Source organism: Delftia sp. GW456-R20, from assembly GCF_001622915.1.
In the GTDB taxonomy this organism is placed as follows: domain Bacteria; phylum Pseudomonadota; class Gammaproteobacteria; order Burkholderiales; family Burkholderiaceae_C; genus Comamonas; species Comamonas acidovorans.
Genome location: NZ_LWCN01000004.1, coordinates 2049843 through 2070181, shown reverse-complemented (window position 1 = coordinate 2070181; position 20339 = coordinate 2049843). Strand labels below are relative to the sequence as shown.

General features: G+C 62.3%; 22 protein-coding genes. 9 read left to right on the top strand and 13 right to left on the bottom strand.

The window, feature by feature from the left end:
• Positions 1 to 30: 30 nt before the first annotated feature.
• Positions 31 to 849 (bottom strand): 3-hydroxybutyrate dehydrogenase, encoded by an 819-nt coding sequence (locus A4F85_RS14530; protein WP_047325954.1) that lies wholly within the window; start codon positions 847 to 849, stop codon positions 31 to 33.
• Positions 846 to 1589 carry a GntR family transcriptional regulator gene (locus A4F85_RS14525; RefSeq protein WP_012203963.1) on the bottom strand — a complete coding sequence of 248 codons (744 nt, stop codon included), beginning with the start codon at positions 1587 to 1589 and terminating at the stop codon, positions 846 to 848. The genes A4F85_RS14530 and A4F85_RS14525 overlap by 4 nt, the downstream gene beginning before the upstream one ends.
• A gap of 189 nt (positions 1590 to 1778) precedes the next feature.
• Here A4F85_RS14525 and A4F85_RS14520 point away from each other — a divergent pair, with 189 nt between their 5' ends.
• From A4F85_RS14520 to A4F85_RS29685, 3 genes are all read left to right on the top strand, one after another.
• Positions 1779 to 4001: a hypothetical protein gene (locus A4F85_RS14520; protein WP_063327990.1), complete on the top strand. Its 2223-nt coding sequence runs from the start codon at positions 1779 to 1781 to the stop codon at positions 3999 to 4001.
• 72 nt (positions 4002 to 4073) lie between these two features.
• The gene (locus A4F85_RS14515) at positions 4074 to 5189 is read left to right on the top strand and encodes a 3-deoxy-7-phosphoheptulonate synthase (protein ID WP_063326981.1); all 1116 of its coding nucleotides are present in this window, start codon (positions 4074 to 4076) and stop codon (positions 5187 to 5189) included.
• 454 nt (positions 5190 to 5643) lie between these two features.
• Entirely contained in the window at positions 5644 to 6945 is a 1302-nt protein-coding gene (locus A4F85_RS29685) for a multidrug transporter MatE (protein WP_082848208.1), read from the top strand.
• 106 nt (positions 6946 to 7051) lie between these two features.
• On the opposite strand, the gene A4F85_RS14510 is transcribed toward A4F85_RS29685, so the two are convergent.
• The 3 genes from A4F85_RS14510 to A4F85_RS14500 all read right to left on the bottom strand — a co-directional run bounded on the left by A4F85_RS14510 (position 7052) and on the right by A4F85_RS14500 (position 8833).
• A complete protein-coding gene (locus A4F85_RS14510; RefSeq protein ID WP_063326980.1) occupies positions 7052 to 7507 on the bottom strand; it encodes a PaaI family thioesterase in 456 nt (151 codons plus the stop codon).
• Positions 7500 to 7967: a MerR family DNA-binding transcriptional regulator gene (locus A4F85_RS14505; RefSeq protein ID WP_063326979.1), complete on the bottom strand. Its 468-nt coding sequence runs from the start codon at positions 7965 to 7967 to the stop codon at positions 7500 to 7502. The genes A4F85_RS14510 and A4F85_RS14505 overlap by 8 nt, the downstream gene beginning before the upstream one ends.
• An 83-nt stretch (positions 7968 to 8050) precedes the next feature.
• Positions 8051 to 8833, bottom strand: coding sequence for an SDR family NAD(P)-dependent oxidoreductase (locus tag A4F85_RS14500; protein WP_063326978.1), 783 nt, complete (start codon positions 8831 to 8833; stop codon positions 8051 to 8053).
• A gap of 66 nt (positions 8834 to 8899) precedes the next feature.
• Here A4F85_RS14500 and A4F85_RS14495 point away from each other — a divergent pair, with 66 nt between their 5' ends.
• Both A4F85_RS14495 and A4F85_RS14490 read left to right on the top strand, forming a co-directional pair.
• Positions 8900 to 9841 carry a LysR family transcriptional regulator gene (locus tag A4F85_RS14495; protein ID WP_063326977.1) on the top strand — a complete coding sequence of 314 codons (942 nt, stop codon included), beginning with the start codon at positions 8900 to 8902 and terminating at the stop codon, positions 9839 to 9841.
• 2 nt (positions 9842 to 9843) lie between these two features.
• Positions 9844 to 10281, top strand: a complete 438-nt coding sequence (locus A4F85_RS14490; protein ID WP_063326976.1) for a hypothetical protein — start codon at positions 9844 to 9846, stop codon at positions 10279 to 10281.
• Positions 10282 to 10510: 229 nt separating this feature from the next.
• Here the strand turns inward: A4F85_RS14490 and A4F85_RS30655 are convergent, their stop codons facing one another.
• The 4 genes from A4F85_RS30655 to A4F85_RS29675 all read right to left on the bottom strand — a co-directional run bounded on the left by A4F85_RS30655 (position 10511) and on the right by A4F85_RS29675 (position 14052).
• The gene (locus A4F85_RS30655; RefSeq protein WP_156517028.1) at positions 10511 to 10750 is read right to left on the bottom strand and encodes a hypothetical protein; all 240 of its coding nucleotides are present in this window, start codon (positions 10748 to 10750) and stop codon (positions 10511 to 10513) included.
• Between the two features lie 516 nt (positions 10751 to 11266).
• Entirely contained in the window at positions 11267 to 11602 is a 336-nt protein-coding gene (locus A4F85_RS30650; protein ID WP_156517027.1) for a hypothetical protein, read from the bottom strand.
• A 450-nt stretch (positions 11603 to 12052) separates the two neighbouring features.
• Complete coding sequence (locus A4F85_RS31170) at positions 12053 to 12697, bottom strand: hypothetical protein (RefSeq protein WP_231890553.1); 645 nt, start codon at positions 12695 to 12697, stop codon at positions 12053 to 12055.
• A gap of 629 nt (positions 12698 to 13326) precedes the next feature.
• Entirely contained in the window at positions 13327 to 14052 is a 726-nt protein-coding gene (locus tag A4F85_RS29675) for a hypothetical protein (protein WP_082848207.1), read from the bottom strand.
• A 614-nt stretch (positions 14053 to 14666) separates the two neighbouring features.
• Here A4F85_RS29675 and A4F85_RS14475 point away from each other — a divergent pair.
• The 4 genes from A4F85_RS14475 to A4F85_RS14460 all read left to right on the top strand — a co-directional run bounded on the left by A4F85_RS14475 (position 14667) and on the right by A4F85_RS14460 (position 16454).
• Positions 14667 to 15068, top strand: a complete 402-nt coding sequence (locus A4F85_RS14475) for a hypothetical protein (RefSeq protein ID WP_063326974.1) — start codon at positions 14667 to 14669, stop codon at positions 15066 to 15068.
• A gap of 25 nt (positions 15069 to 15093) precedes the next feature.
• Positions 15094 to 15408, top strand: a complete 315-nt coding sequence (locus A4F85_RS14470) for an ArsR/SmtB family transcription factor (RefSeq protein WP_063326973.1) — start codon at positions 15094 to 15096, stop codon at positions 15406 to 15408.
• The gene (locus tag A4F85_RS14465) at positions 15405 to 15761 is read left to right on the top strand and encodes an SRPBCC family protein (RefSeq protein ID WP_063326972.1); all 357 of its coding nucleotides are present in this window, start codon (positions 15405 to 15407) and stop codon (positions 15759 to 15761) included. The genes A4F85_RS14470 and A4F85_RS14465 overlap by 4 nt, the downstream gene beginning before the upstream one ends.
• Positions 15762 to 15848: 87 nt before the next feature.
• A complete protein-coding gene (locus A4F85_RS14460) occupies positions 15849 to 16454 on the top strand; it encodes an ATP-dependent Clp protease proteolytic subunit (protein ID WP_063326971.1) in 606 nt (201 codons plus the stop codon).
• 383 nt (positions 16455 to 16837) lie between these two features.
• Here A4F85_RS14460 and A4F85_RS14455 read toward each other — a convergent pair whose 3' ends face one another.
• The 4 genes from A4F85_RS14455 to A4F85_RS14440 all read right to left on the bottom strand — a co-directional run bounded on the left by A4F85_RS14455 (position 16838) and on the right by A4F85_RS14440 (position 20317).
• Positions 16838 to 17812, bottom strand: a complete 975-nt coding sequence (locus A4F85_RS14455; protein WP_063326970.1) for a DNA/RNA non-specific endonuclease — start codon at positions 17810 to 17812, stop codon at positions 16838 to 16840.
• 140 nt (positions 17813 to 17952) lie between these two features.
• Positions 17953 to 19164, bottom strand: a complete 1212-nt coding sequence (locus A4F85_RS14450) for an MFS transporter (protein ID WP_063326969.1) — start codon at positions 19162 to 19164, stop codon at positions 17953 to 17955.
• Positions 19165 to 19175: 11 nt separating this feature from the next.
• A complete protein-coding gene (locus A4F85_RS14445; RefSeq protein WP_012203978.1) occupies positions 19176 to 19523 on the bottom strand; it encodes a DMT family protein in 348 nt (115 codons plus the stop codon).
• Positions 19524 to 19612: 89 nt separating this feature from the next.
• Positions 19613 to 20317: a hypothetical protein gene (locus A4F85_RS14440; RefSeq protein ID WP_063327989.1), complete on the bottom strand. Its 705-nt coding sequence runs from the start codon at positions 20315 to 20317 to the stop codon at positions 19613 to 19615.
• Positions 20318 to 20339: the final 22 nt, after the last annotated feature.

The window sequence follows — 20339 nt, the reverse complement described above, 5'->3', positions numbered from 1 at the left end:
TTTGGCGGGGCAGGGCGAGGCGTGGCCGGCTCAGGCAGCGGCAAAGCCGCCGTCCATGTTCCAGTGTGCGCCGCGCACTTGGGCGGCCTGCTCGCTGGCCAGGAAACCGGCCAGCGCCGCCACCTGCTCCACGGTCACGAAGGCCTGGGAGGGCTGCTTGGCGCCCAGCAGTTGGCGCGCCGCTGCGTCGGCATCCAGCCCCTCGCGCGCGGCCAGCGCATCGATCTGCCGTTGCACCAGCGGCGTCAGCACCCAGCCGGGGCAGATGGCGTTGCAGGTCACGGGCGTGGTGGCGAACTCCAGCGCCACCGACTTGGTCAGGCCGATCAGCCCGTGCTTGCTGGCCACATAGGCCGGCTTGCGCGCCACGCCCACCAGCCCACTGACCGAGGCGATATTGATGATGCGGCCCCAGCCGCGCTCCAGCATCTGCGGCGCGCAGGCCTGGATGGCGTGGAAGGGCGCCGACAGGTTGACGGCCAGCAGCTCGTCCCACTTGCCGGCGGGGAATTCGAGCAGCGGGCTCACATGCTGCATGCCTGCGTTGTTGACCAGGATGTCGATGGCGCCCATCTCGGCCGCAATGCGCTGCGCCAGCGGTGCGATGGCGCTGCCGTCGCGCAGGTCCAGGCCGTAGTGGCGCACCGGCACGCCATGCGTTTGGGCGATCTCGCGCACCAGCGCATCGGTCTCGGCCGATGCGGCGGCCTGGCCATGCAGCGCGATGGCTGCGCCCTCGCTGGCCAGATGGCGCGCCACGGCCAGGCCGATGCCGCTGGTCGAGCCGGTGATCCAGGCCACGCGGCCCGCATGCGGGCGTGAAGCGGGGAATGAGGAAGTCGGGTTCATTTCAGGAGATCCATTTCCATATGCACGTACTCGCTGAGAAAGCGCACCCGCGCCCAGTAGATCAGCAGCCCATCGGCATTGCATGCCCAGCGCAGCGCCTGCATCAGCGGCGTGCCCAGGGCCACGCCCAGGTGCTCGGCGGCCAGTTCGTCGGCCGGCGCCACGCTCAGGTGCTGGCGCGCCACGGCAATGCGCGAGGGGTCGCTGCTCAGGGCCACGGCCAGGGAGCTGCGCTCCAGCTGGGCCTCGATCTCGGGGAACAGTTCCTGCTCCAGGTACAGCTGCGACAGACAGAACCGCGCCGCGTCATGGTCGTACACGCGCAGCAGGTGCACGTAGGCGGGGGCCATGCGGCCCACGTCGGGGAAGCCTTCGGGAATCGGCGGCAGGCAGTCGCGCCCGGTGTGCAGGGTGATCTGGCCGATGTGGGCGCCAAAGGCCACCAGCTCCTTCCAGCTGGTGGGCAGCAGGAAGGACGGCGGCTTGTAGGGCGCCGCAATCACCCGCGTGCCGCCGCGCTTGCGCGTGAGCAGCAGGCCCTCTGCCACCAGGGCGCCCAGCGCCATGCGCACCGTGGTGCGCGACACGCCATGCAGCGCCTCCAGCTCCTGCACCGTGGGAATGGCGCTGCCCACGGGCCAGGCGCCCGTGGACACCTTGCTGCGGAACAGCCGCGCCAGCTGCAGGTGCAGCTTGTCCCGGCCTTGTTGAGGGGCCGATGCGGTGGAGTTGGAGGGCATGGAGGCAATAAAGTATCTATTCAGTGCTTTTATTTTCACACAAAGCGCCAGCCTTGACAGCCTGTGCTGACGCCCATCGTTGACAAATGTCTTCAATTGAGCAGGCCGAATGACTTTTAAACTGCGGCCCTTTTTCGGTTTTTCGTTTTCGTTTTTTGAATGTTGGCCAGTGCGGCCGTTGGGTATTTCATGCAGCAGCAACATGCTTGGGAGTTTTTTCGCGCCGGTGGAGTGGACCAGGTGGTCATCCGCACCGGGCAGGACATTGCGCACATCGGCGAGCTGGACCAGAAGCTGTGGGTGGCCCTGGCCTGCCCCACGCGCGGCATCGAGTTCGACAGCGACACGCTGGACCTGATCGACGAAGACAAGGACGGCCGCATCCGCCCGCCCGAACTGATCGCCGCCTGCCAATGGGCCGTGGCGCGCGTGCGTGACCCCCAGGTGCTGGCCGATGGCGGCGACGTGCTGCAACTGTCCAGCCTGGAGCGCGACAGCGAGCAGGGCGCCCTGCTGCATGCCGAGGCCGAGCGCATGCTGGCCCTGTCCGGCCAGGCCGGCGGCGCCGCGCTGAGCCTGGCCCAGGTGCGCGAGCGCCTGGCCTCCCTGGCGGCCATGCGCTTCAATGGCGACGGCATCGTCAGCCCCGCCACCGCCGGGGACGACAAGGCGCTGGCCGCGCTGGTCGAGCGCATCGGCAAGGCCTATGGCACGGCGGCGGGCGCCGATGGCGTGGCCGGCATCGCACGCAAGCAGGCCGAGTCCTTCTATGCCGACCTGCGTTCCCTGCGCGACTGGCATGCAGGCGCCGAGGCCCTGGGCTGCGGCATTGCCGAGCGCGACCAGGCCCTGGCCGCCGCCCGCGCCGTGGACGCGGTGCAGGCCAAGGTGGACGACTTCTTCGCACGCACGCGGCTGGCCGCCTTCGACACGCGCGCGCAGGACCCGCTCAACCCCTCCATCGAAGGCTATGCCGCCCTGGGCCGTGAGGTGCTGGACAGTGGCGCCCAGGCCATTGCCGCGCTGCCGCTGGCCGCCGTGGCGGCCGACCGCGCGCTGCCGCTGGCCCAGGGCGTCAACCCCGCCTGGGCCGGCGCGCTGCAGGCCCTGCGCGAGCAGGCCGTGCAGCCCGTGCTGGGCGAGGACCTGCAGGAGATCACCGCCGCGCAGTGGGAGCAGGTCAAGGCCGCCCTGCAGCCCTGCCGCCAATGGCTGGCGGCCCGGCCCGCCACGCCGCTCGATGCCCTGTCGCAACAGGAGGTGCAGGCGCTGCTGGACGGCGGGCAGGAAGCCGCGCTTCTGGACCTCATCGCCCAGGACGAGTCCGAGAAGGAACACAGCCTGCAGGCCGTGGCGCTGGAAAAGCTCATCCGCCTGCAGCGCGACCTGCTGGTGCTGCTCAACAACTTCGTCTCGTTCAGCAGCTTCTACCGGCGCGAGGGCGCGGCCTTCCAGGCCGGCACGCTCTACCTGGATGCGCGCAGCTGCGACCTGACCGTGGAAGTGAGCGACACCGCCGCCCACGCCGCGCTGGCCGGCCGTGCCAAGACCTGCCTGGCCTACTGCGAGCTGCGGCGCGAGGGCAAGAAGAAAGCCATCGTCGCGGCCTTCACGGCGGGCGATGTGGATTTTCTCTTCGTGGGCCGCAACGGCGTGTTCTATGACCGCGCGGGCAACGACTGGGACGCCACCATCGTCAAGCTCATCGAGAACCCCACCAGCATCGGCCAGGCCTTCTTCCTGCCCTACAAGAAATTCCTGCGCATGGTGGAAGAGCAGGTTGCCAAGCGCGCCTCGGCCAAGGAAGAGGGCGTGACCGCCAGCCTGGGCACGGCGCCCGGCACCGCTGCGGCCAACGCCACAGCCGCCACGGCTGCGGCCGCATCGCGCAAGACCGATGTGGGCACCGTGGCCGCCCTGGGCGTGGCCCTGGGCTCCATCAGCGCCGTGCTGGTTGGCATCTTCGGCAAGTTCATCGACCTGGGGCCCTGGATTCCCGTGGCCCTGGTCGGCCTCATCGCGGCCATCTCCGGGCCCAGCATGATGATTGCCTGGCTCAAGCTGCGCCAGCGCAGCCTGGGGCCCATCCTGGACGCCAGCGGCTGGGCCATCAACGGCCGCATGCGCATCAACCTGCCGCTGGGCCGCAGCCTCTCGCAGACCGCCAAGGTGCCGGTGGGTGCACGGCGCACGGCGGGCGACCCCTATGCGGAAGGCAACGGCCTGCGCGACACCCTGGTGGCGCTGGCCGTGGTGGCCTTGCTGGCGCTGATGGCCTGGCGCCTGCACTGGGTCGATGGCCTGCTGCCCGCCGGCTGGCAGTACGGCGCGGCACCGGCCGCTGTGCCGGCTGCGCCAGAGTCCGCGCCTGCAGCGGCAGCGGCACCAGCACCTGCAGCGGCGGCTCAGTAAGTCGATGCCAAGGGGCGGGCAAGCCACTTGCCCCGCCCCGGTCGGGAAACCTCAAGGCGCGACAATAGCGCCATGACCTCCCCCACCCACGTACAACGCAGTGCCGTGCCCCTGAGCACGCACGACACCACCCGCATCGACGACCTGCGCATCAAGGCCGTGCGCCCCCTGATCACCCCGGCCCTGCTGCAGGAATGGCTGCCCGCGCCCGAGGCCGCGCAGCAACTGGTGGAAACCAGCCGCGCCGCCATCTCGGACGTGCTGCAGGGCCGGGACGACCGGCTCATCGTCGTCGTCGGACCCTGCTCCATCCACGACCACGACCAGGCCATGGACTATGCGCGCCAGCTCAAGGCCCAGGCCGACGCCCTGTCTGGCGAGCTGCTCGTGGTCATGCGCGTCTACTTCGAGAAGCCCCGCACCACCGTGGGCTGGAAGGGCTACATCAACGACCCGCACCTGGACGGCAGCTTCGCCATCAACGAAGGCCTGGAAATGGCCCGCGCCCTGCTGCTGGACGTGCTGGCCCTGGGCCTGCCCGTGGGCACGGAATTCCTGGACCTGCTGTCGCCGCAGTTCATCAGCGACCTCGTCAGCTGGGGCGCCATCGGCGCGCGCACCACGGAAAGCCAGAGCCACCGCCAGCTGGCCAGCGGCCTGTCCTGCCCCGTGGGCTTCAAGAACGGCACGGACGGTGGCGTCAAGGTGGCCAGCGACGCCATCCAGGCGGCCAGCGCGCCCCACGCCTTCATGGGCATGACCAAGATGGGCCAGTCCGCCATCTTCGAGACCCGCGGCAATGGCGACTGCCACGTCATCCTGCGCGGCGGCAAGCAGCCCAACTACGGCGCCGAGCATGTGCAGGCCGCCTGCGCCCTGCTGGAAGGCGCAGGCCTGCGCCCGCAGGTCATGATCGATGTCTCCCACGCCAACAGCAGCAAGCAGCACCGCCGCCAGATCGACGTGGCGGCCGACGTGGCCCAGCAGATCGCCGGTGGCGATGCCCGCATCACGGGGCTGATGATCGAAAGCCACCTGCAGGAAGGGCGGCAGGACATCGTGGACGGCCAGCCGCTGGCGCATGGCGTGTCCGTGACCGATGCCTGCATCAGCCTGGAGCAGACCGTGCCTGTGCTGGAGCAGCTGGCTGCGGCGGTGAAGGCGCGGCGGGCGAAGCTGCAGGGGTGAGTTGACTGGCCGGGTCTGTTTTGGACACGCGTCAGGCAATGGGGCAGTCCTGTCCTTCGGCAGGACTGCAATGCAATCGCCACAGCGCAGTGGCGTGCATATGAGTCGCCGATGTAAAAGCAGGGTCGGCAGACTGCGAATTCCATTCAGGCGCTGGTGCAGCCCAGGCTGTGTATCAATACTTTCAGATCAGTCCGATTGCATCATGCATTTTTGCAATGAATGATTGATTTATTCATGTCGGATTAAAAGATTCTTCTATTGCTGCATCCAGATGTATTTCGAGGATTGCACCAATATATTTGGCCGCCATTGTTATGGTGGTCCATGTTCCGGGATGAGGGGGGCGAAGGACAAGGGAAATGAATGGCTCTATCAAAGAAGAGCAGGATCTTCATTTCAAAGAATTCGAGTCATATATCATTGGTTTTGATTCTGCGGAGGAGGGGTAGGTATGAGGCCTGGTGATGCAAAGCGGGTATTTGATCTTGCAGTTGGACGCGCCGCCCCACCGCTTGCCTCCATGGTCACCATTTTTGCCATTAGTTTTTATAGCTCGACTCTCGTTGCCCAATTCAGCATAGCCCTTTCCTTTGCATCACTTTTCTTTGTATTGCCTGCGAGTATTGGGGCGATCTTCTTTTCGGAAATGGCTTCCAGCAAAGATAAGGAGCAATCGGACTCGCTCATCAGTTTGCTGTTTTGGCTGGTATTTCTGTACACCGGGTTTTGTTTTATTCTGGTGTATTGGCTTCCTGTTATCTCGAAAACCCTGATGTCCGGTTTGCCAGAGGAGCTATTGGATGGAGCCATATCCCAGGCAAGATTGATAATTCTGTGTATTCCCTTCTTCGGAATCATCAATGTATGTGGCTGCGTTCTTGAGTCAAGATCACATACTGCCATCGTTGCAAAATTCAGAATGTGGCAGGTTTTTTTCCATGCAGCCTGTGTGATTGTTGTGCTGGCGCTGCTTGGGAAGAATGAGTGGATGAGTGATGATTCGGTCGCTCTGGCCTATCTGTTCAGTGACATCATTTTTTCCGTTGCCGCATATGCCTTGATGCGGAAATACTGTCAATTCAGATTTTCATTCAATTTTCGGGTTTTGCCTGGCAGAAGAATATTTTCCGTTTTGATCCCTGGCTATGCCAATGCGTTCTTTGGGAAATATCTGCTTTATATATTGTCAATGTCTATTGCAGGGCTGGGTGCAATGTATTCTGCAATTCAATCTCAAGCTTCTGCCATATTGCTGATGGCAGAACTGCCTGCCATGGGAGTCTGTGCTCTTCTGGCAATGGAGATATCCAAAAATCGTGGAAAATGGGCAGTGCAATTTCAGTTCATTAGAGATTCATCGTCATTGATGATTTTTTGTGTCATTATTCCAGTTGTTGCATTGTCTGTATTCATGCTGTTCTATGAAATATCAGAAGCGAATGGTTCTCAAATTGTCGGGGAAGGTTTCCTTTCCTTGGTGTGCAAAGGAGTTACGGATGTGGTGTTCTTCTATGCGGCAGCAATTTCTGGCGGGCTTGGTCTTTATTGGTCATCAAGAATGATTTTTTGGACTATTTATGCAGTGATGTTCTTTGCTCCAATGTCATTGGGTTTTCATGGCTCCAGTTATTCTATGATCAATTATATTTTCTCGTTTTCTTCTCTCGTGTCCTGTGCGCTGTTGATATTGCTTATTCACAGTAGGCGAGAGTCTCTATCTGAAGAGAAGATTGGCTTGAAGAAAAGCTTGTAGCCGTGGCGGCCTTGGCGAGGTCGTCTGCCCTTCGACAACCTCGCAGCCCCGCAACCGCCACGACGCAGGCGCTGACATACGGGGTGGGGAGGCGGCGGAAGCGCCCTCAGGCCCGCGCTGGCCTGGGCTCCAGATTGCGCGCCGTGCCCAGCCAGGTCGCGCAATGCGTTTCATGTCCATCCTCGGCCACCGCGTACAGGTCCGCCGCGCAGATGCTGAGCACGCGGCCGGCATCCACCACGCGGCCGCGCGCCCGCAGGTGGGTGCCGCGTGCGGGGGCGAAGAGCTTGACGCTGCCGTCCACCGTGGCATTGGCCCAGCCTGGCGGTAGCACAGAGCCTGCGGCTGACACCGCCGCAAAGTCGCCCAGCGCAAAGATCGCCGTGGCCTGCAACTGGCCCGGCTGAAAGCACAGGGCATCGGCAATGGGCATCTCCAGCTCGGTGGCGCCGGGCTCGGCCCGCACAAAGCGCAGGCCCAGGGTGCGCGCCATGGGCATGGCCAGCACGGCCTTCTGCAGCGCCTGGGTGGATGGGGTGGGGTGGTTGGTCGGCTCAGTCATGGCTTGTCTCCTTCGTGGTGGGTGAAGCGGCACGGCGCACGCGCGGCCAGGGCGCGGCGGATTTGTCGGGGGTGCTGGCTGGGGCCGGTGCCGTCTGCGCCAGATCCCGCTCGGCCTGGCGGGCGCGCAGCCACTGCACATGGTCCAGGGCCTGGGCGCGCTGGGCCTGCAGCGCGGAGATCTGTTCGTCTATCTCCTGCACGCGCTGCTGCACGGCATCGGCCAGGTCACCGGGGCCTATGCGCCCCGCACGCCAGGCGCGCAGGTTCTCCGCAATGCGCGGCAGCCCGAACCCCAGCGCGCGGGACATGGCGATGAACACCACCTCGCGCCGGGCCGAGCGCGGATAGTCGCGGTAGCCATTGGGCAGGCGCCGGGGCTTGAGCAGGCCCGCGCGCTCGTAGTGCCGCAGCGCGTGGATGGAGACGCCCGTGAGCTGGGCGAGTTCGGAGATCAGCATGTGCCAAGGCTAGCAAGGCTCGTGCTGGGCTAGGGTTGGGGAGGTGACAGGTTTTTTCTATCGCTGTCTCTGGCCAGTCGTCTTCAAGCCGGCTGCGCTGCAGGCCTCATCACGCGCGCCGTGAACCGGGCCATGAACTCGCGCGTGGCAACGCGGGCGCCCAGGGCCGTGAGGTAGTTGGCGCAACCGTGCACCACCGAGGCGCGGTTGTCGTCGAAGGCTTTCAGCCCCAGGCGAACCACGTCTTCGCTGGACGCTTTTTTCCCAAACGATGCGGCCTCGCCGGCGCGGGCGAAGAACGCCGTGTCGGTAGCGCCCGGGCACAACGCCAACACGCGCACGCCGCGCGGCCGGTATTCGGCCCAGAGCGCTTCGCTGAACGAAAGGACGAAGGCCTTGGTCGCGGCGTAGACCGCCATGTACGGGACCGGCTGAAACGCTGCCGTGGAGGCGATGTTGATGACGCCGCCCTGGCGCTGCTCCAGTGCGGGGAGACATAGGTGCGTCAATTCCACCAGGGCGCCCACATTCAGGTCGATGGCCTCCCGCTGCATGGCCAGCGCCAGTTCATCAAACCTGCCATGGGTGCCGAAGCCCGCGTTGTTCACCAGCAGATCCGGCAGCAGGCCCCTGGCGCTAATGGCATCGAAGACCCGCCGGGCCGCCCCGGGTGTGGCCAGGTCCTCGACCAGGAATTCGGCGCCGGGCAATTCGCTGGCGAGCTTTTCGAGCCTGTCGCGGCTGCGCGCGATCAGCACGACTTTGGCGTCACGGCGGGCAAGTTCCCTGGCAAATACTTCGCCGATGCCCATGGAGGCGCCGGTCACCAGGACGGTTTTCTGGGAGAAATCAAAAGGGGTTTTCATGCACTCGAGTATTGCGACGGGGTGCCCGGCTGGGAATGGGCAGCGCTGGTAAGCTGATTTGCATTCATGAAAAACCAATCGCCCACCACCTGGGATGACCTGCGCGTGCTCCTGGCGCTTCACCGCCACCAAAGCCTGCTTGCCGCAGGCGCTGCCCTGGGCCTGTCCACCTCCACCGTGGCGCGGCGCATCGAGGCGCTGGAGCAATCCCTGGGCCGCGCCCTGGTACACCGCAGCAGCGCAGGGACGACGGTCGAGCCCGATGCAATGGAACTGGTGGAACTGGCCGAGCAGTTCGAGCTGGGACTGGGCGGCATCAAGCGCGACGACCGGCCCGATGAGAAGGCCCATGCGCTGACCGGCACCATCCGCGTCAGCATGGGAGAGGGCTTCGTGAAGCCCGTGACCGCCGTGCTCTCGCAGTTGAGAAGCGCGCATCCCGGACTGCATATCGAAGTGGCCGTGGAGTCGCGCTTCACGGATGTCGGGCGGCGCGAAGTGGATGTGGCGCTCAGGGTCGGGCGCTCCAGTTCGGCCGTGGTGGTGGAGAAATGGGCAGGGCAACTGACGTTTGGCCTGTACGCCTCGCACGGCTATGTCGAGCAGCGCCTGCCGGGTCGCCACCTGCGCGTGCAGGACTTCGCCAGCCACGACTTCGTGGGACAGGACCTGGCCACCGGCCGGCAGGACGCCTCCAACCTGTGGCTGACCAGCCGGGGAGCTACCCGGTTCGTCTTTCGATCCGGCTCCGACCTGGCCCGCCAGGAGGCCACGGAGCAAGGCCAGGGCATCTGCCTGTTGCCCGACGCCATGGCCCATGCCGTGCCCGGCCTGGTGCGGCTGGAGGTGGATGCGCCACTGCCTTCCTGCCCGGTGTACCTGGCCTATCACCGCGACCGCCGCAACGTGCCGGGCGTGCGGGCGGTCATTGACGCGCTGGGTGCGGCGCTGGCAGACGGGCTGCAACTGCCAGCAGAGAAGGCGAAGGCGGCCAGCCCCGACGCGTAGCCATGACAGGCACGGTCTTTCCAGATCTTCTGGTCTTGCACGTCGATGAGCCGGGCGGCGAAGCTGCGTCCGTTACGCTAGCCAGCGACCAGGCGGCCGTCACCGTGTTCTGCCACCCCTGCACCTTGAGCGCCGGACAGAGGGTTCGCAATCGTCTCAGTGCATTGGACGTCCGGCTGCTCCAATCACCGTATGGCTTCGATTGGCCGCAGGACGAGCGAGAAAAGCTGGGGCGCGACAGACTGATCAGGACCGGACATTACACGTACAGCGGCACGGGGAGGGTTATCGATGCAGGCCGTGGACTGGTGCTGGTTCACGGATTCCTCGTCGATTTTGGGAAAGTTCCAGACGTCGATCACGTTGAATTCGATGTCGTGAGGCTGGATTGCGACGAGGATGCCGTCGATGAAGAGCCCAGCGCCATCGTTGGTCGTTGATCTTGACGGGAAAAAACGGGGCCTTGGCTGGCGTAGAACGACGGTGGATTCAACCGTTGTGAATTCAACCAGTCGATGCAGCACCGTGTCCGCCTCTGGCCGAAAATCCAAGCGCCGCGCCAATAAGAAAATGATGAACTCAAATATATGGATTATCGTCGCTTGAGTCCCGGTCAGCCCGATGGCGAGAATTTCGCAAGCTGATTATCAACGGAACTTTGGCAAAATATCAGCCGCAGGAGTCAGTCAGCCATTCTTCGTATTCATCGAGCGACAAGAGCGTCGCCTGATAACGAACAAGACGGTCTGCATGATATTCCAGAACGTTGCTGCCTTTCAGATGTTTCAGCTGCTCTACCGCGTATGCAGATATTTTTATTTGCTCCGCCAGCCAACTTCTGAGCGTCATATTTTCGACTGTCCTTTTCATTTGTAGAACCTGCTTCTGCACTACGTGCGATTGCAGCATACTCTCTCAGAGCGCTCCTGGTTTTGGACTCGGAAACTAAGACGCATCTTCGTAGTAGAAGCAAATTTCTATTTCTGCTTCATGCCCGGCGAGAAGCGCCAAAGTTTCGCTTGTAATAAATGGGCCACCTCCCGTCCCATTTCCGCCCCAGAAGACTGAAAAATAATATTTATAACCCATTGATTTCAGATCGCCAAGGCTTCTTTCATTATTCAGGCAGCTTAGCAAGGATTTAATGTGATCCTCTATGCTTGTACTGAGAACCGTACCGTTCGTGTCTAAAACCCACCCATACCTAGGCAGATCGGGTCGCCTTCGGATTCCAGCAGCGTCTAGTCGTCTTCGCGTCTGGCGTCGTTCTGGAGATTCTTCATCTGTAAAATCGAAATTCTCCCGTGAAGATTTCAAAAATATTTCCGAAGGAAGTTCTGAGCGATCATCGGATCGAATAAATAGTGTGCAATAGCATGTCATTGAGAATAATCATCCATTAGATGGTTGATGGATGATATTCTGCTATTTCGGCGCAAAAAGAGCAGGCAATCCATTGATCCAGGGAACTTCGGAGTCGTCATCGCTTTCGATTGCATCAAGTTCTTCCAAGGTGAGCCAAACCCCATGCGGGTCTACCCAATATCGTTGACCGTTGGTTAAGGTGACAGCCTTTGAGATTGCTCGCAAATTACCTCTCAAAAGTAGTTCCGTAGGAACGACTTTAGTCATAAAAACGGCGTGCTCCGGTGTCTGCGCCTCTGTCGCGAGTTGCAGCGCATGTGTACGAGCGCCGTCAGGCGCTTGGCACAACGCAATCCGATATTCCTGCAATTGGTCGATACTGGCTGGAGACCACATTTTGAATTACTCAAATGAATTAAGGATGGATTGGCTCGGGAAACGTGTGCTGATCAATCAGGGCGGGTAAGACGCAGAAAAGCTCCACTCTTCATCACTGACGTCCGTTGGATAGGGCTTGAGGGCACCGACGAACTCTACTCGCCTGACCAGTGGCGGCGAACCAAAGCTCATGGCACGCTCTAGATCCCTGACAGAACCGCCTCAAGCGCCGTACCAGCGTGCTGGCCTGCGCCGCGACGTTACCGACAGGGCGCCGCAAAGCCTTCGCTGGTAAAGGCGCGGCAAATTGCGCGAGCGCGTGCAGCCGCTCTCCCTTGACCATGATGACCGGCACAGAGTGCCATGGGAACCTTGCCTCCAAAGCCCGACGCTGCAATCGGGATACTCATGCGGACGGCCAGCGCATCAAGCTGATCACTCTGGATGGTGACCACTTGAGGTATGCCCTTAGCCACAGTTGAACCTGGATCGGCGAAGTCGTCGTACTGCGCCATCCAGACTCACCATGGACGCAGGTCGGCACCGGGGATGCTGGGCTTCAACGCGGGCGTTCTGAGCCGCGATCCACTCGCCATATTCGGTTTCGAATGCCTTTTTGCAGGTGGCGCTGTCCGCTTCGTCGTGCTTGGCTTGCAAGGCCATGTACTGCTCGACCGAGAGGATGACCGTGTCGACTTGGCCCGCCTTGTCGACGAACACGGGCCCGCGCTTGGTTTGCGCGCAGAGGCTGCCAAAACGATTCTTGGCTTCGGTGGCAGTTACGCGCATGTTGGAAGTCCTCCGGTGATTGGCTATTTTGGCTAATCCAACCACCGCGCGGGAAGGGCCTCGCAGGTCGGATGCGGCGTTTGAAGCATCAGCAGCAGGCTGCGCAAGACGTGCCGCGAGGTCTTCAGCGATGAAGACCTGACCAAGCGCGTGGAGCGCGCGGTCTTCAAAGCCTTTGAGCTGCTGCTCGGCGATGACGATGAGGAGGTGCCGCGCCTGGATGTTGTGGCCCGATGGATTCCTGAGGGCGCGTGTCAATTCAGCTTTCGGATCTATGGATGCAATTTGCTCAGTAGCCAATTGCTGTTGCTTGATAGACAGCACTCCTTGCGCCAAGTGCAGTGATTGTGTTGCATCAACCGGTTGAATTCACAAGGTGAAGGTGCTCCAGCGAATTAAATTCCCCAGCTATAGGTTTGCTCCAGTTCTTGCAAGCGTTATTTTGCAGCAGACTCGAACATCTGAAAGGGATTTACGATGGTCATTTGTCAAATATTCTTTTTAACCTCCAATACTGCTGTATGTTACTTGAGTGATCATTTCGTCAGAGCGCTATTTGCAAAGGGATTCACCTATAAAGCTGGTACAAACGATTGTTTAACCAAAAAATAGGAAACACAGGAAATCTCATGCGGCACAACGGAAAGTGTAAGCGGCTTGCTGTAAGTAAGTCCGCTCGAGTGATGTTTTACTATGGCTTATTTCCAAGTGATTTTTCGTAGCTCAATTTCTTTGCCTGGATGTTTATTTTCTAGAATCTGCATAACTAGTTTCTCACTTTCACTCGCCACTTTGCCAGAGAATGTCGTCGAGTTTTTTGAACCACTACCCGGAGTAAAGTAGTAATACATGACTGAAAAATATTTGCTTGCCATTTGCGATCCTTTTATATGCTTGATGCCTGAATTAATCCGCGCCGCGAAGCTGAAACGGCTTGAGTGAAATTTTAACGGTTAGGTTATACGTAAGGGTGAATAAATGATTTTTGAGAAATCTACCTCAAGTTCATTGGTAAATGGAATCTCGTATGCTTTCGCATCAAAACCCCAAAAATTTACTCCGACTCCTTTTAATGCACTGAAAGATCGACACGTTGCAGAAATGAAGATGGGAATTACATTTACATAGACTTGCTTAAGTGGGTATCGCCCGGATTCTGCGCGCTTTCTTATTTCAGAAAAGAACAGATCTATATTAAGCTGATTCAGTAGTTTTCTACGGTTCACTGGTCCCATTTTTTTCTCGAGGTAAGGGGAACCCATGGTCTCATCTATACGAAGATAGAAGTCTTCGAGCTTATAGAAATATCGCATCTTGGAGGGAGATCCTAAGGTTGGATAGTCAACTAGAAGAAACTCGGCCCCCATATACCTCTTGAACCCTTCGTCTAGCGCCATTTCTTGGTTCCAGCCTTTGAAGAGCAAGTGGTCGCGATGATGGATTGCATTGCGAATCATTATTAATGTTGCCGTATCTGCGTTCGCGAAATAATCTAAATGCTCTTTAGATACGTCATACAGGCTATGAAAGGCCTCAAGCTTAGACTCAAATGCGCGATCTAGGTTATCAATTGCTTCTTCTTTGTCAATATGCACAAGTCTCTGAAAGTCAATGTGAGTCTCGGTATAGATTCGCATCGAATTTGCGAGTTTTCTAGCGGCTTGTTGCAGTATTTCCACGCTGTTTCCCTTGAAAACTAACTAGGTTAAGGTATATGAAAAAATTCTCGTCGCTCTTATAAGCATAATTCTATCTGCTCTGATGAGAGTGAGCAATCGCAAACAAATCTTTTAGACAAACCTAGAAATTTCAAGATTGAAGACCTTTGTAGTCGTCAAAGACCAATGATGGAGTGACTGCCTATGATCGATTGCCCTCAATCTGGCAACCATCTGAGCCTATTCAAGGAGTCGAGACTGCACAGTAATCAACCTGCGGCCCTTCTCGCCAACGGTTGAGCGGAGCTCTCTCAACCTATCCCGTTCTTTCCCCCAGCCACCAAACCGAGCACCGATTTCTTCGCGCTGGCTCGCCCCTCAAGAGTGAACTGTCCCCACGCCCAGATCACATCAGCAACGTCATCGTCCTCGCAGTAAAGGTAAGAAGAAAGCGCGCCGAGAACTTGCGCAATCCGATGGGATGCCTCCACGGTCGGCCCTGTAGTCCGTTCCATATTTACTCCCTTCGAATGGCCGCCATCGTCGCATCCAAGCCGAAAACACTCATCCCACCTTGCACTCCTTTCTACGAATTCCGTAGAGACGCTCCTCGCCGATTCAACGAGCATCGCAGGATGCCTCATCATCCCGATCCTTCAACGGCTGCTTCTGCCACGCCTCGGCTCGACGACCTCGCCATAGACGCCGTCCTGCACATGGGCGCCGCGCTGGATGTCCTGGACCTGCACGCTCGCCACAACATCACGGCCATCAATTGCGTCTGCCGGGACCTGCTGCGCATCTACTACGTGAAGGCCGATCAGGCCCAGTCGCTGGAGCCGCAGGACAAGGAATTGCTGGGCCTGCTGCACGACACGGCGGTGAACCTGGGCTATGCCATCGAGGTGGTGGACCATCTGAATGGCGACGAGGCCGACGACCCCATCCTCTATGCCGTGAGCTATCTGCTCAAGGCGGCCAAGCGGTTTGCGGATGAGGGCGTGGCGGCGGGATTGGCGTGCGGGGCTTGCGTTTGAAATAAGTGGTTGCTAAAGTGTTGCCATGCCCGAGAACGACATCTTCAAGGCCCTGGCCGACCCTACGCGCCGCTCCATCTTCGAGAAGCTGGCTGCTGGCAGCATGCATGCCAGCGCGCTGCGCGAGGGGATGGAGATCAGCCAGTCGGCCATGTCCCAGCATCTGGCCGTGCTGCGCAACGCGGGGCTGGTGAGCGAGCAGCGGCAGGGGCGCTTCATGCATTACGAGGTCGATCCCGACGGGCTGGCGCAGATTGCGGGCTGGCTAGCGAAGTACCGCGCCTACTGGCCGCAGCGCGTGGATGCACTCAAGGGCCTGCTCAAGGACATGGACCAATGAACAAGATGAGCGATATGGACACCGGCGATGCGGCCCGCGAGCTGGTGCAGGAGTACGCGCTGGACGCACCGCCCGAGAAGGTCTGGCGCGCGCTGAGCATTCCCGAGCTGCGCGCGCAGTGGCTGCCGGGCACCGAGCATGCCGAGCCGCTGCTGCAGGTGCCGCAGCAGGAACTGCGCCTGCGGCTGCGCGAGGCGGAGCCGCCCTTTCTTGAAAGCACGGTGGACCTGCAGATCAGCCCCGCAGCGGATGGAGGCACGCTGCTGCGCATCGTCCATGTGCTGACCGATGCGCGGGTGCAGCCGGCCAGGGAAGCGGCCAACGACGGCGGCTTCCTGATGTACGCGACCTGATGCACGCGGCCTGAGGGCCCGGCAACGGGGCATGCGGCGCAGGGCTGCAGCCCTTTCTTTTTCACCACCACACACAGGAGTTCGCCCATGCGCGAATCGATGATGCTCGTCCCCATGGTTATCGAACAGTCGGCGCGCGGAGAGCGGTCCTTCGACATCTACTCGCGCCTGCTGCGCGACCGCGTGATCTTTCTCAACGGCGAGGTCAACGACGCGGTCTCTGCCCTGGTCTGCGCGCAGCTGCTGTTCCTGGAGGCGGAGAACCCGGACAAGCCCATCCACCTCTACATCAACTCGCCGGGCGGGGTGATCACCAGCGGCCTGGCCATGTACGACACCATGCAGTTCATCAAGTCACCCGTGCACACGCTGTGCATGGGCACGGCGCGCTCCATGGGCTCCTTCCTGCTCATGGCCGGCGAGCCCGGCCACCGCATGGCCCTGCCCAACGCCAGCCTGCACGTGCACCAGCCGCTGGGCGGCGTGCAGGGCCAGGCCTCGGACATCCGCATCCATGCCGAGGAAATGCTGCGCACCAAGGACCGCGTGACACGCCTGTACGCCCAGCACTGCGGCCGCAGCTACGAAGAGGTGGAACGCGACCTGGACCGCGACCGCTTCATGACCGCAGAAGAAGCCCGCGAATGGGGCCTGATAGACAACGTTCTGGACCGGCGCACAGTAACCCTCTGAGCCGCAGCGCCAGCGCCAGCGCCAGCAGCGCGCAGCGCGCCGCGCACCCCCTTCTCCACCCCCCGTATGTCAGCGCCTGCGTCGTGGCGGTTGCGGGGTTGCAAGCCTGCCGAAGGACAGGCTTGCTTCGTGATCTGACTCGCCGTGATGTTTGAACGTAGCGCGTAGCGCGAAGAGAGTTTCACGGCGAACCCCGCAACCGCCACGACGCAGGTTGCCCCGTAGCGAAGCGAAGGGGTCGCGGACATTCGGGTCGTCTTTCTTTGGCCTACCTTTCTTTGACGAATCAAAGAAAGGTAGGTCGGCCGCCGGGCCGAAACCCGGCCTCGAAAAACACCCCCCCGGCAGGGGCAAGAAACAGCCCCCTGGCCCACGACAGAAGGCTAACCCCGCCCCCTCATCACCCCCGCCAACAACGGCATCCCCGTCCTCCGAGTGAACTCCTCATAACTGATCGGCGCACTCATCCGCGTATCCGGGCTATTGGCCTGCCAGTGCGCCCAGGCACGCCCCGTGCTCGCGTCGTAGACCAGCTTGAAAATGTGGCTGGGCACATGGACCTTGCCCGGCCCGATGGTCAGCGGCTGGCCGTCGAACACCGGCCCGGTGAACACATAGACATCGCCCTGGGCGCGCTGGGCGTAGCGGCGCGTGTCCTGCTCGACCTTGCTCCAGACGCCGCCGTTGTGGGTCTGGTCCTGCGGAACCATGTTGGCCAGGCTGAAGCTCTGGGCCATGGCTTCGGGCGAGTACATGTCGCCGGCCGGCGCCATGTGTCCGCGCGAGTAGCCGGAGCGGCGGTAGTCGTCCAGCTCGGCGCGCTCGGCGCGGGGCAGGCGGGCATCGGCATAGAACTTGTCGCTGCGCTTGAGGCCCTGGCCCTGGTCCAGCAGTTTGCGGTTCAGGCGCTCCACCACGAAGACGGGCGTCTTGGTCTGGCCGCTGTGCAGCACGGCGAAGGCGCTGAAGCACAGCTCGCGCTGCTGGGGCTGGATCTGCAGGGCAGGGGGCTCGCCACCGGGGAAGAAATCGCGGCAGTGCGAAAAGCCCGTGGCCATGCTGCCGGCAGGCGGGCTGCCGCCACCGGAGGCCGTGCCCGAACCTGTCTCCGGCTGCTTGCGCAGGTGCTCCAGCCCGGGGATGGGCAGGGTGGACAGGAAGGGCGGCTCGGGAAGCTTGGGGTGCCAGTTCGGGTCCAGGCTGCAACTGGCGATCTGGAAGGTGCCCGCTGCCGCCACAAGGGCGGCGAGCATGGAGCGCCACAGTCCGCTGCGGCCGCTGCGGCTGGAGGCTTTCTTCTTGTAGGCGGGGGAGGAACTGCGCTTGCGCGCGGAAGGCTTCTTGTTCTTGACAGTCATTCGGGGGCGGCAGGCGCTGGCCGCTGGGAGGCAAGTCCGCGATGGCGCGGGTTCTGATTCGGGTCCTAGGAATTCTCCTATGTTTCCAGGCCCCCAAATGTGTCCAGATGCCCTGAAAGCGGGCCGCGCATGGCCTGATGTCAGGTCTTGGGCTGGAGGTGGGCAGCCCTTGGTTCGGCAGGCGCGCCGAACCAGCACAGCGCCAGGGCCAGCACCGCGATGCCGCCCAGCGAAAGAAAGGCCGCATCAAAGCCGAAGCGCTGCGCAATCCAGCCCGCCAGTGCCGGGCTGGCGGCCGCGCCCAGGCCCTGCAGCGTCATCACGGCGCCCAGGCCTGCGTTGACGTGGCCGGTGCCGCGCAGCGTCTGCGCGACCAGGCCTGGCAGGGCAACGCCCAGCAGCCCGGCGCCCACGCCGTCGAGCACCTGCACGGGAATCAGCGCCCAGTCCGAATCCCAGGTGGCGGCGACCAGGCCGCGCAGCGGCAGCGACAGCAGGGCCGCCTTGACCAGCAGCCAGTAGCCGCTGCGCTGGGCGTGGCGCCCGGCGAGCAGGGCCATGGGGATCATGACCAGTTGCGCCACGATGATGGTCAGCGCCGTGAAGCCGCTGGGATTGGCATGGCCGCGCGCCACGGCGGCCTGGCCCGGCAGCGGCAGCATGGCGGCATTGCCCAGGTGAAACAGCAGCATGGCCGCGGCCAGCACCCGCAGCGCCGGCGTGCCCGTGAGCACGTGCAGCAGGCCGGGGGCGCAAGGCCCGGCCTGCTCTTGGGGCGGCGTGCCTTGCGGGGTTTCATCCAGCCGCATCAGCGCCAGGCAGCCCAGCGAGGCGCAGCCCATCAGGGCCATGAGCACGAAGACGGAGGGCAGTCCCCAGCGCAGGCCCATGGCCCCCGCCAGTGCGGCCGTGGCCACGTTGCCTGCGTGGTTCCAGGCTTCGTTGATGCCCAGTTGCCGGGGCAGGTCCGCATGGCCGGTGATCTGCAGCGTGATGCCCAGCAGGCAGGGCGCGATCAGGGCCGCGACCACGCCGGTGATGACCTGCGATGCCGCCGTCACGGCCAGCGATGGTGCGATCCAGATGGCCAGGTTGCCCGCCAGCAGCAGGGCGATGGCCGCTGCCAGCAGCCTGCGCTTGCGGCGCGAGGCATCGACCAGCGCGCCCAGCGGCGTGGTGGCCAGCATGCCCGCGATGCCACCCAGGGCCATGACGTAGCCGATATCGTCCAGCCGCCAGCCCTGGGCGAGCAGGAACACGCCCAGGAACGGTCTCAGGCCGTCGCGCACATCGGCCAGGAAGAAGTTGAGCCCCGGCAGCCAGCGCCGCGCATGGTGGTGTGTGCGGTGCATGGAGGCTTCCTTCAGCGCAGGGGGCCCTTGAACACGAAGAAGGCGCCCAGGCAGATGAAGCCGAAGCCCACCAGGTGGTTGAGGGTGAGCTTCTCGCCCAGGTAGAGCACGGAAAAGACGGCGAACACCACCAGCGTGATCACCTCCTGGATGGTCTTGAGCTCGGCCGCGCTGTAGACCTCATGGCCGAGCCGGTTGGCGGGCACGGCAAAGCAGTACTCGGCCAGCGCGATCAGCCAGCTCACCAGGATGACGAGGTACAGCGGCCGGTTCTCGAACTTCAGGTGCCCGTACCAGGCGAAGGTCATGAAGACGTTGGAGATCAGCAGCAGCAGGACGGGGGCGATCTTGGGGGACATGGTGGGGTTCGGTGAAGGCGGGAAAGCAGGAAAGCAGAACAGCAGGAAGGGGCAGGAGCCCGCCCGGCCCCCGGGGCCGGGCGGTGGTCTCAGCGCGCGCGGTCGTACAGCGGCTGCAGGTCCGACAGGCTGGCACCCATGCTGGTGGCCTCCAGCGAGGTGCCGTGCGCGTTGCGCGTGCCCAGGCCCGAGGCGGCAAACAGCTGCCCCTGCTGCAGCGGCTGCTGCAGCGCATGGGGGGCAAAGCGCACGATGGCGCCGTCGGACAGGATGACGCCGTTGGCATCGCCGCGCGGGCCGGTGAGAACCACGTCAATGCGGCCCTGGGCCTGCTGCGTCTGCAGGCCGGCCATGCGCAGGTGCGGCGGCATGGGGCGCGCGCCGTCGCGGGCGGGCGGCTGGTCGTACACGGTCTGGCCGCTGGCCGAGTTCACGATGGCATCTGCCTTGACCGCACCACCGGCTTCGCTGCGGCCGATGATGCGCACCGTGTCGCCCACCTTCACGGCTGCCGTGAGCGCGTCGGACATATGCGGCGGGAACCGGACCACCGTGCCGTCGGTCAGGCGCAGGCCGTCCACCTCTCCATACGGATTGGTCAGCAGCCGGGCGACTGCGCTTTCGAGCACGGCCTGTGCATGCGGCGCGCCAGGCCCTGCAGGGGCTGCAGGGCCTGAAGGGCCTGAAGGGCCTGAAGGGCCTGAAGGGGCGAAGGCGCCGGGCGGCACGGCATGCGCATTCAATGCGCTGGAACCCAGCCACAGAACGGCGGAGGAAAGAACAAATCGGGACATGAGGGCTCCTTGGTTGGCGATG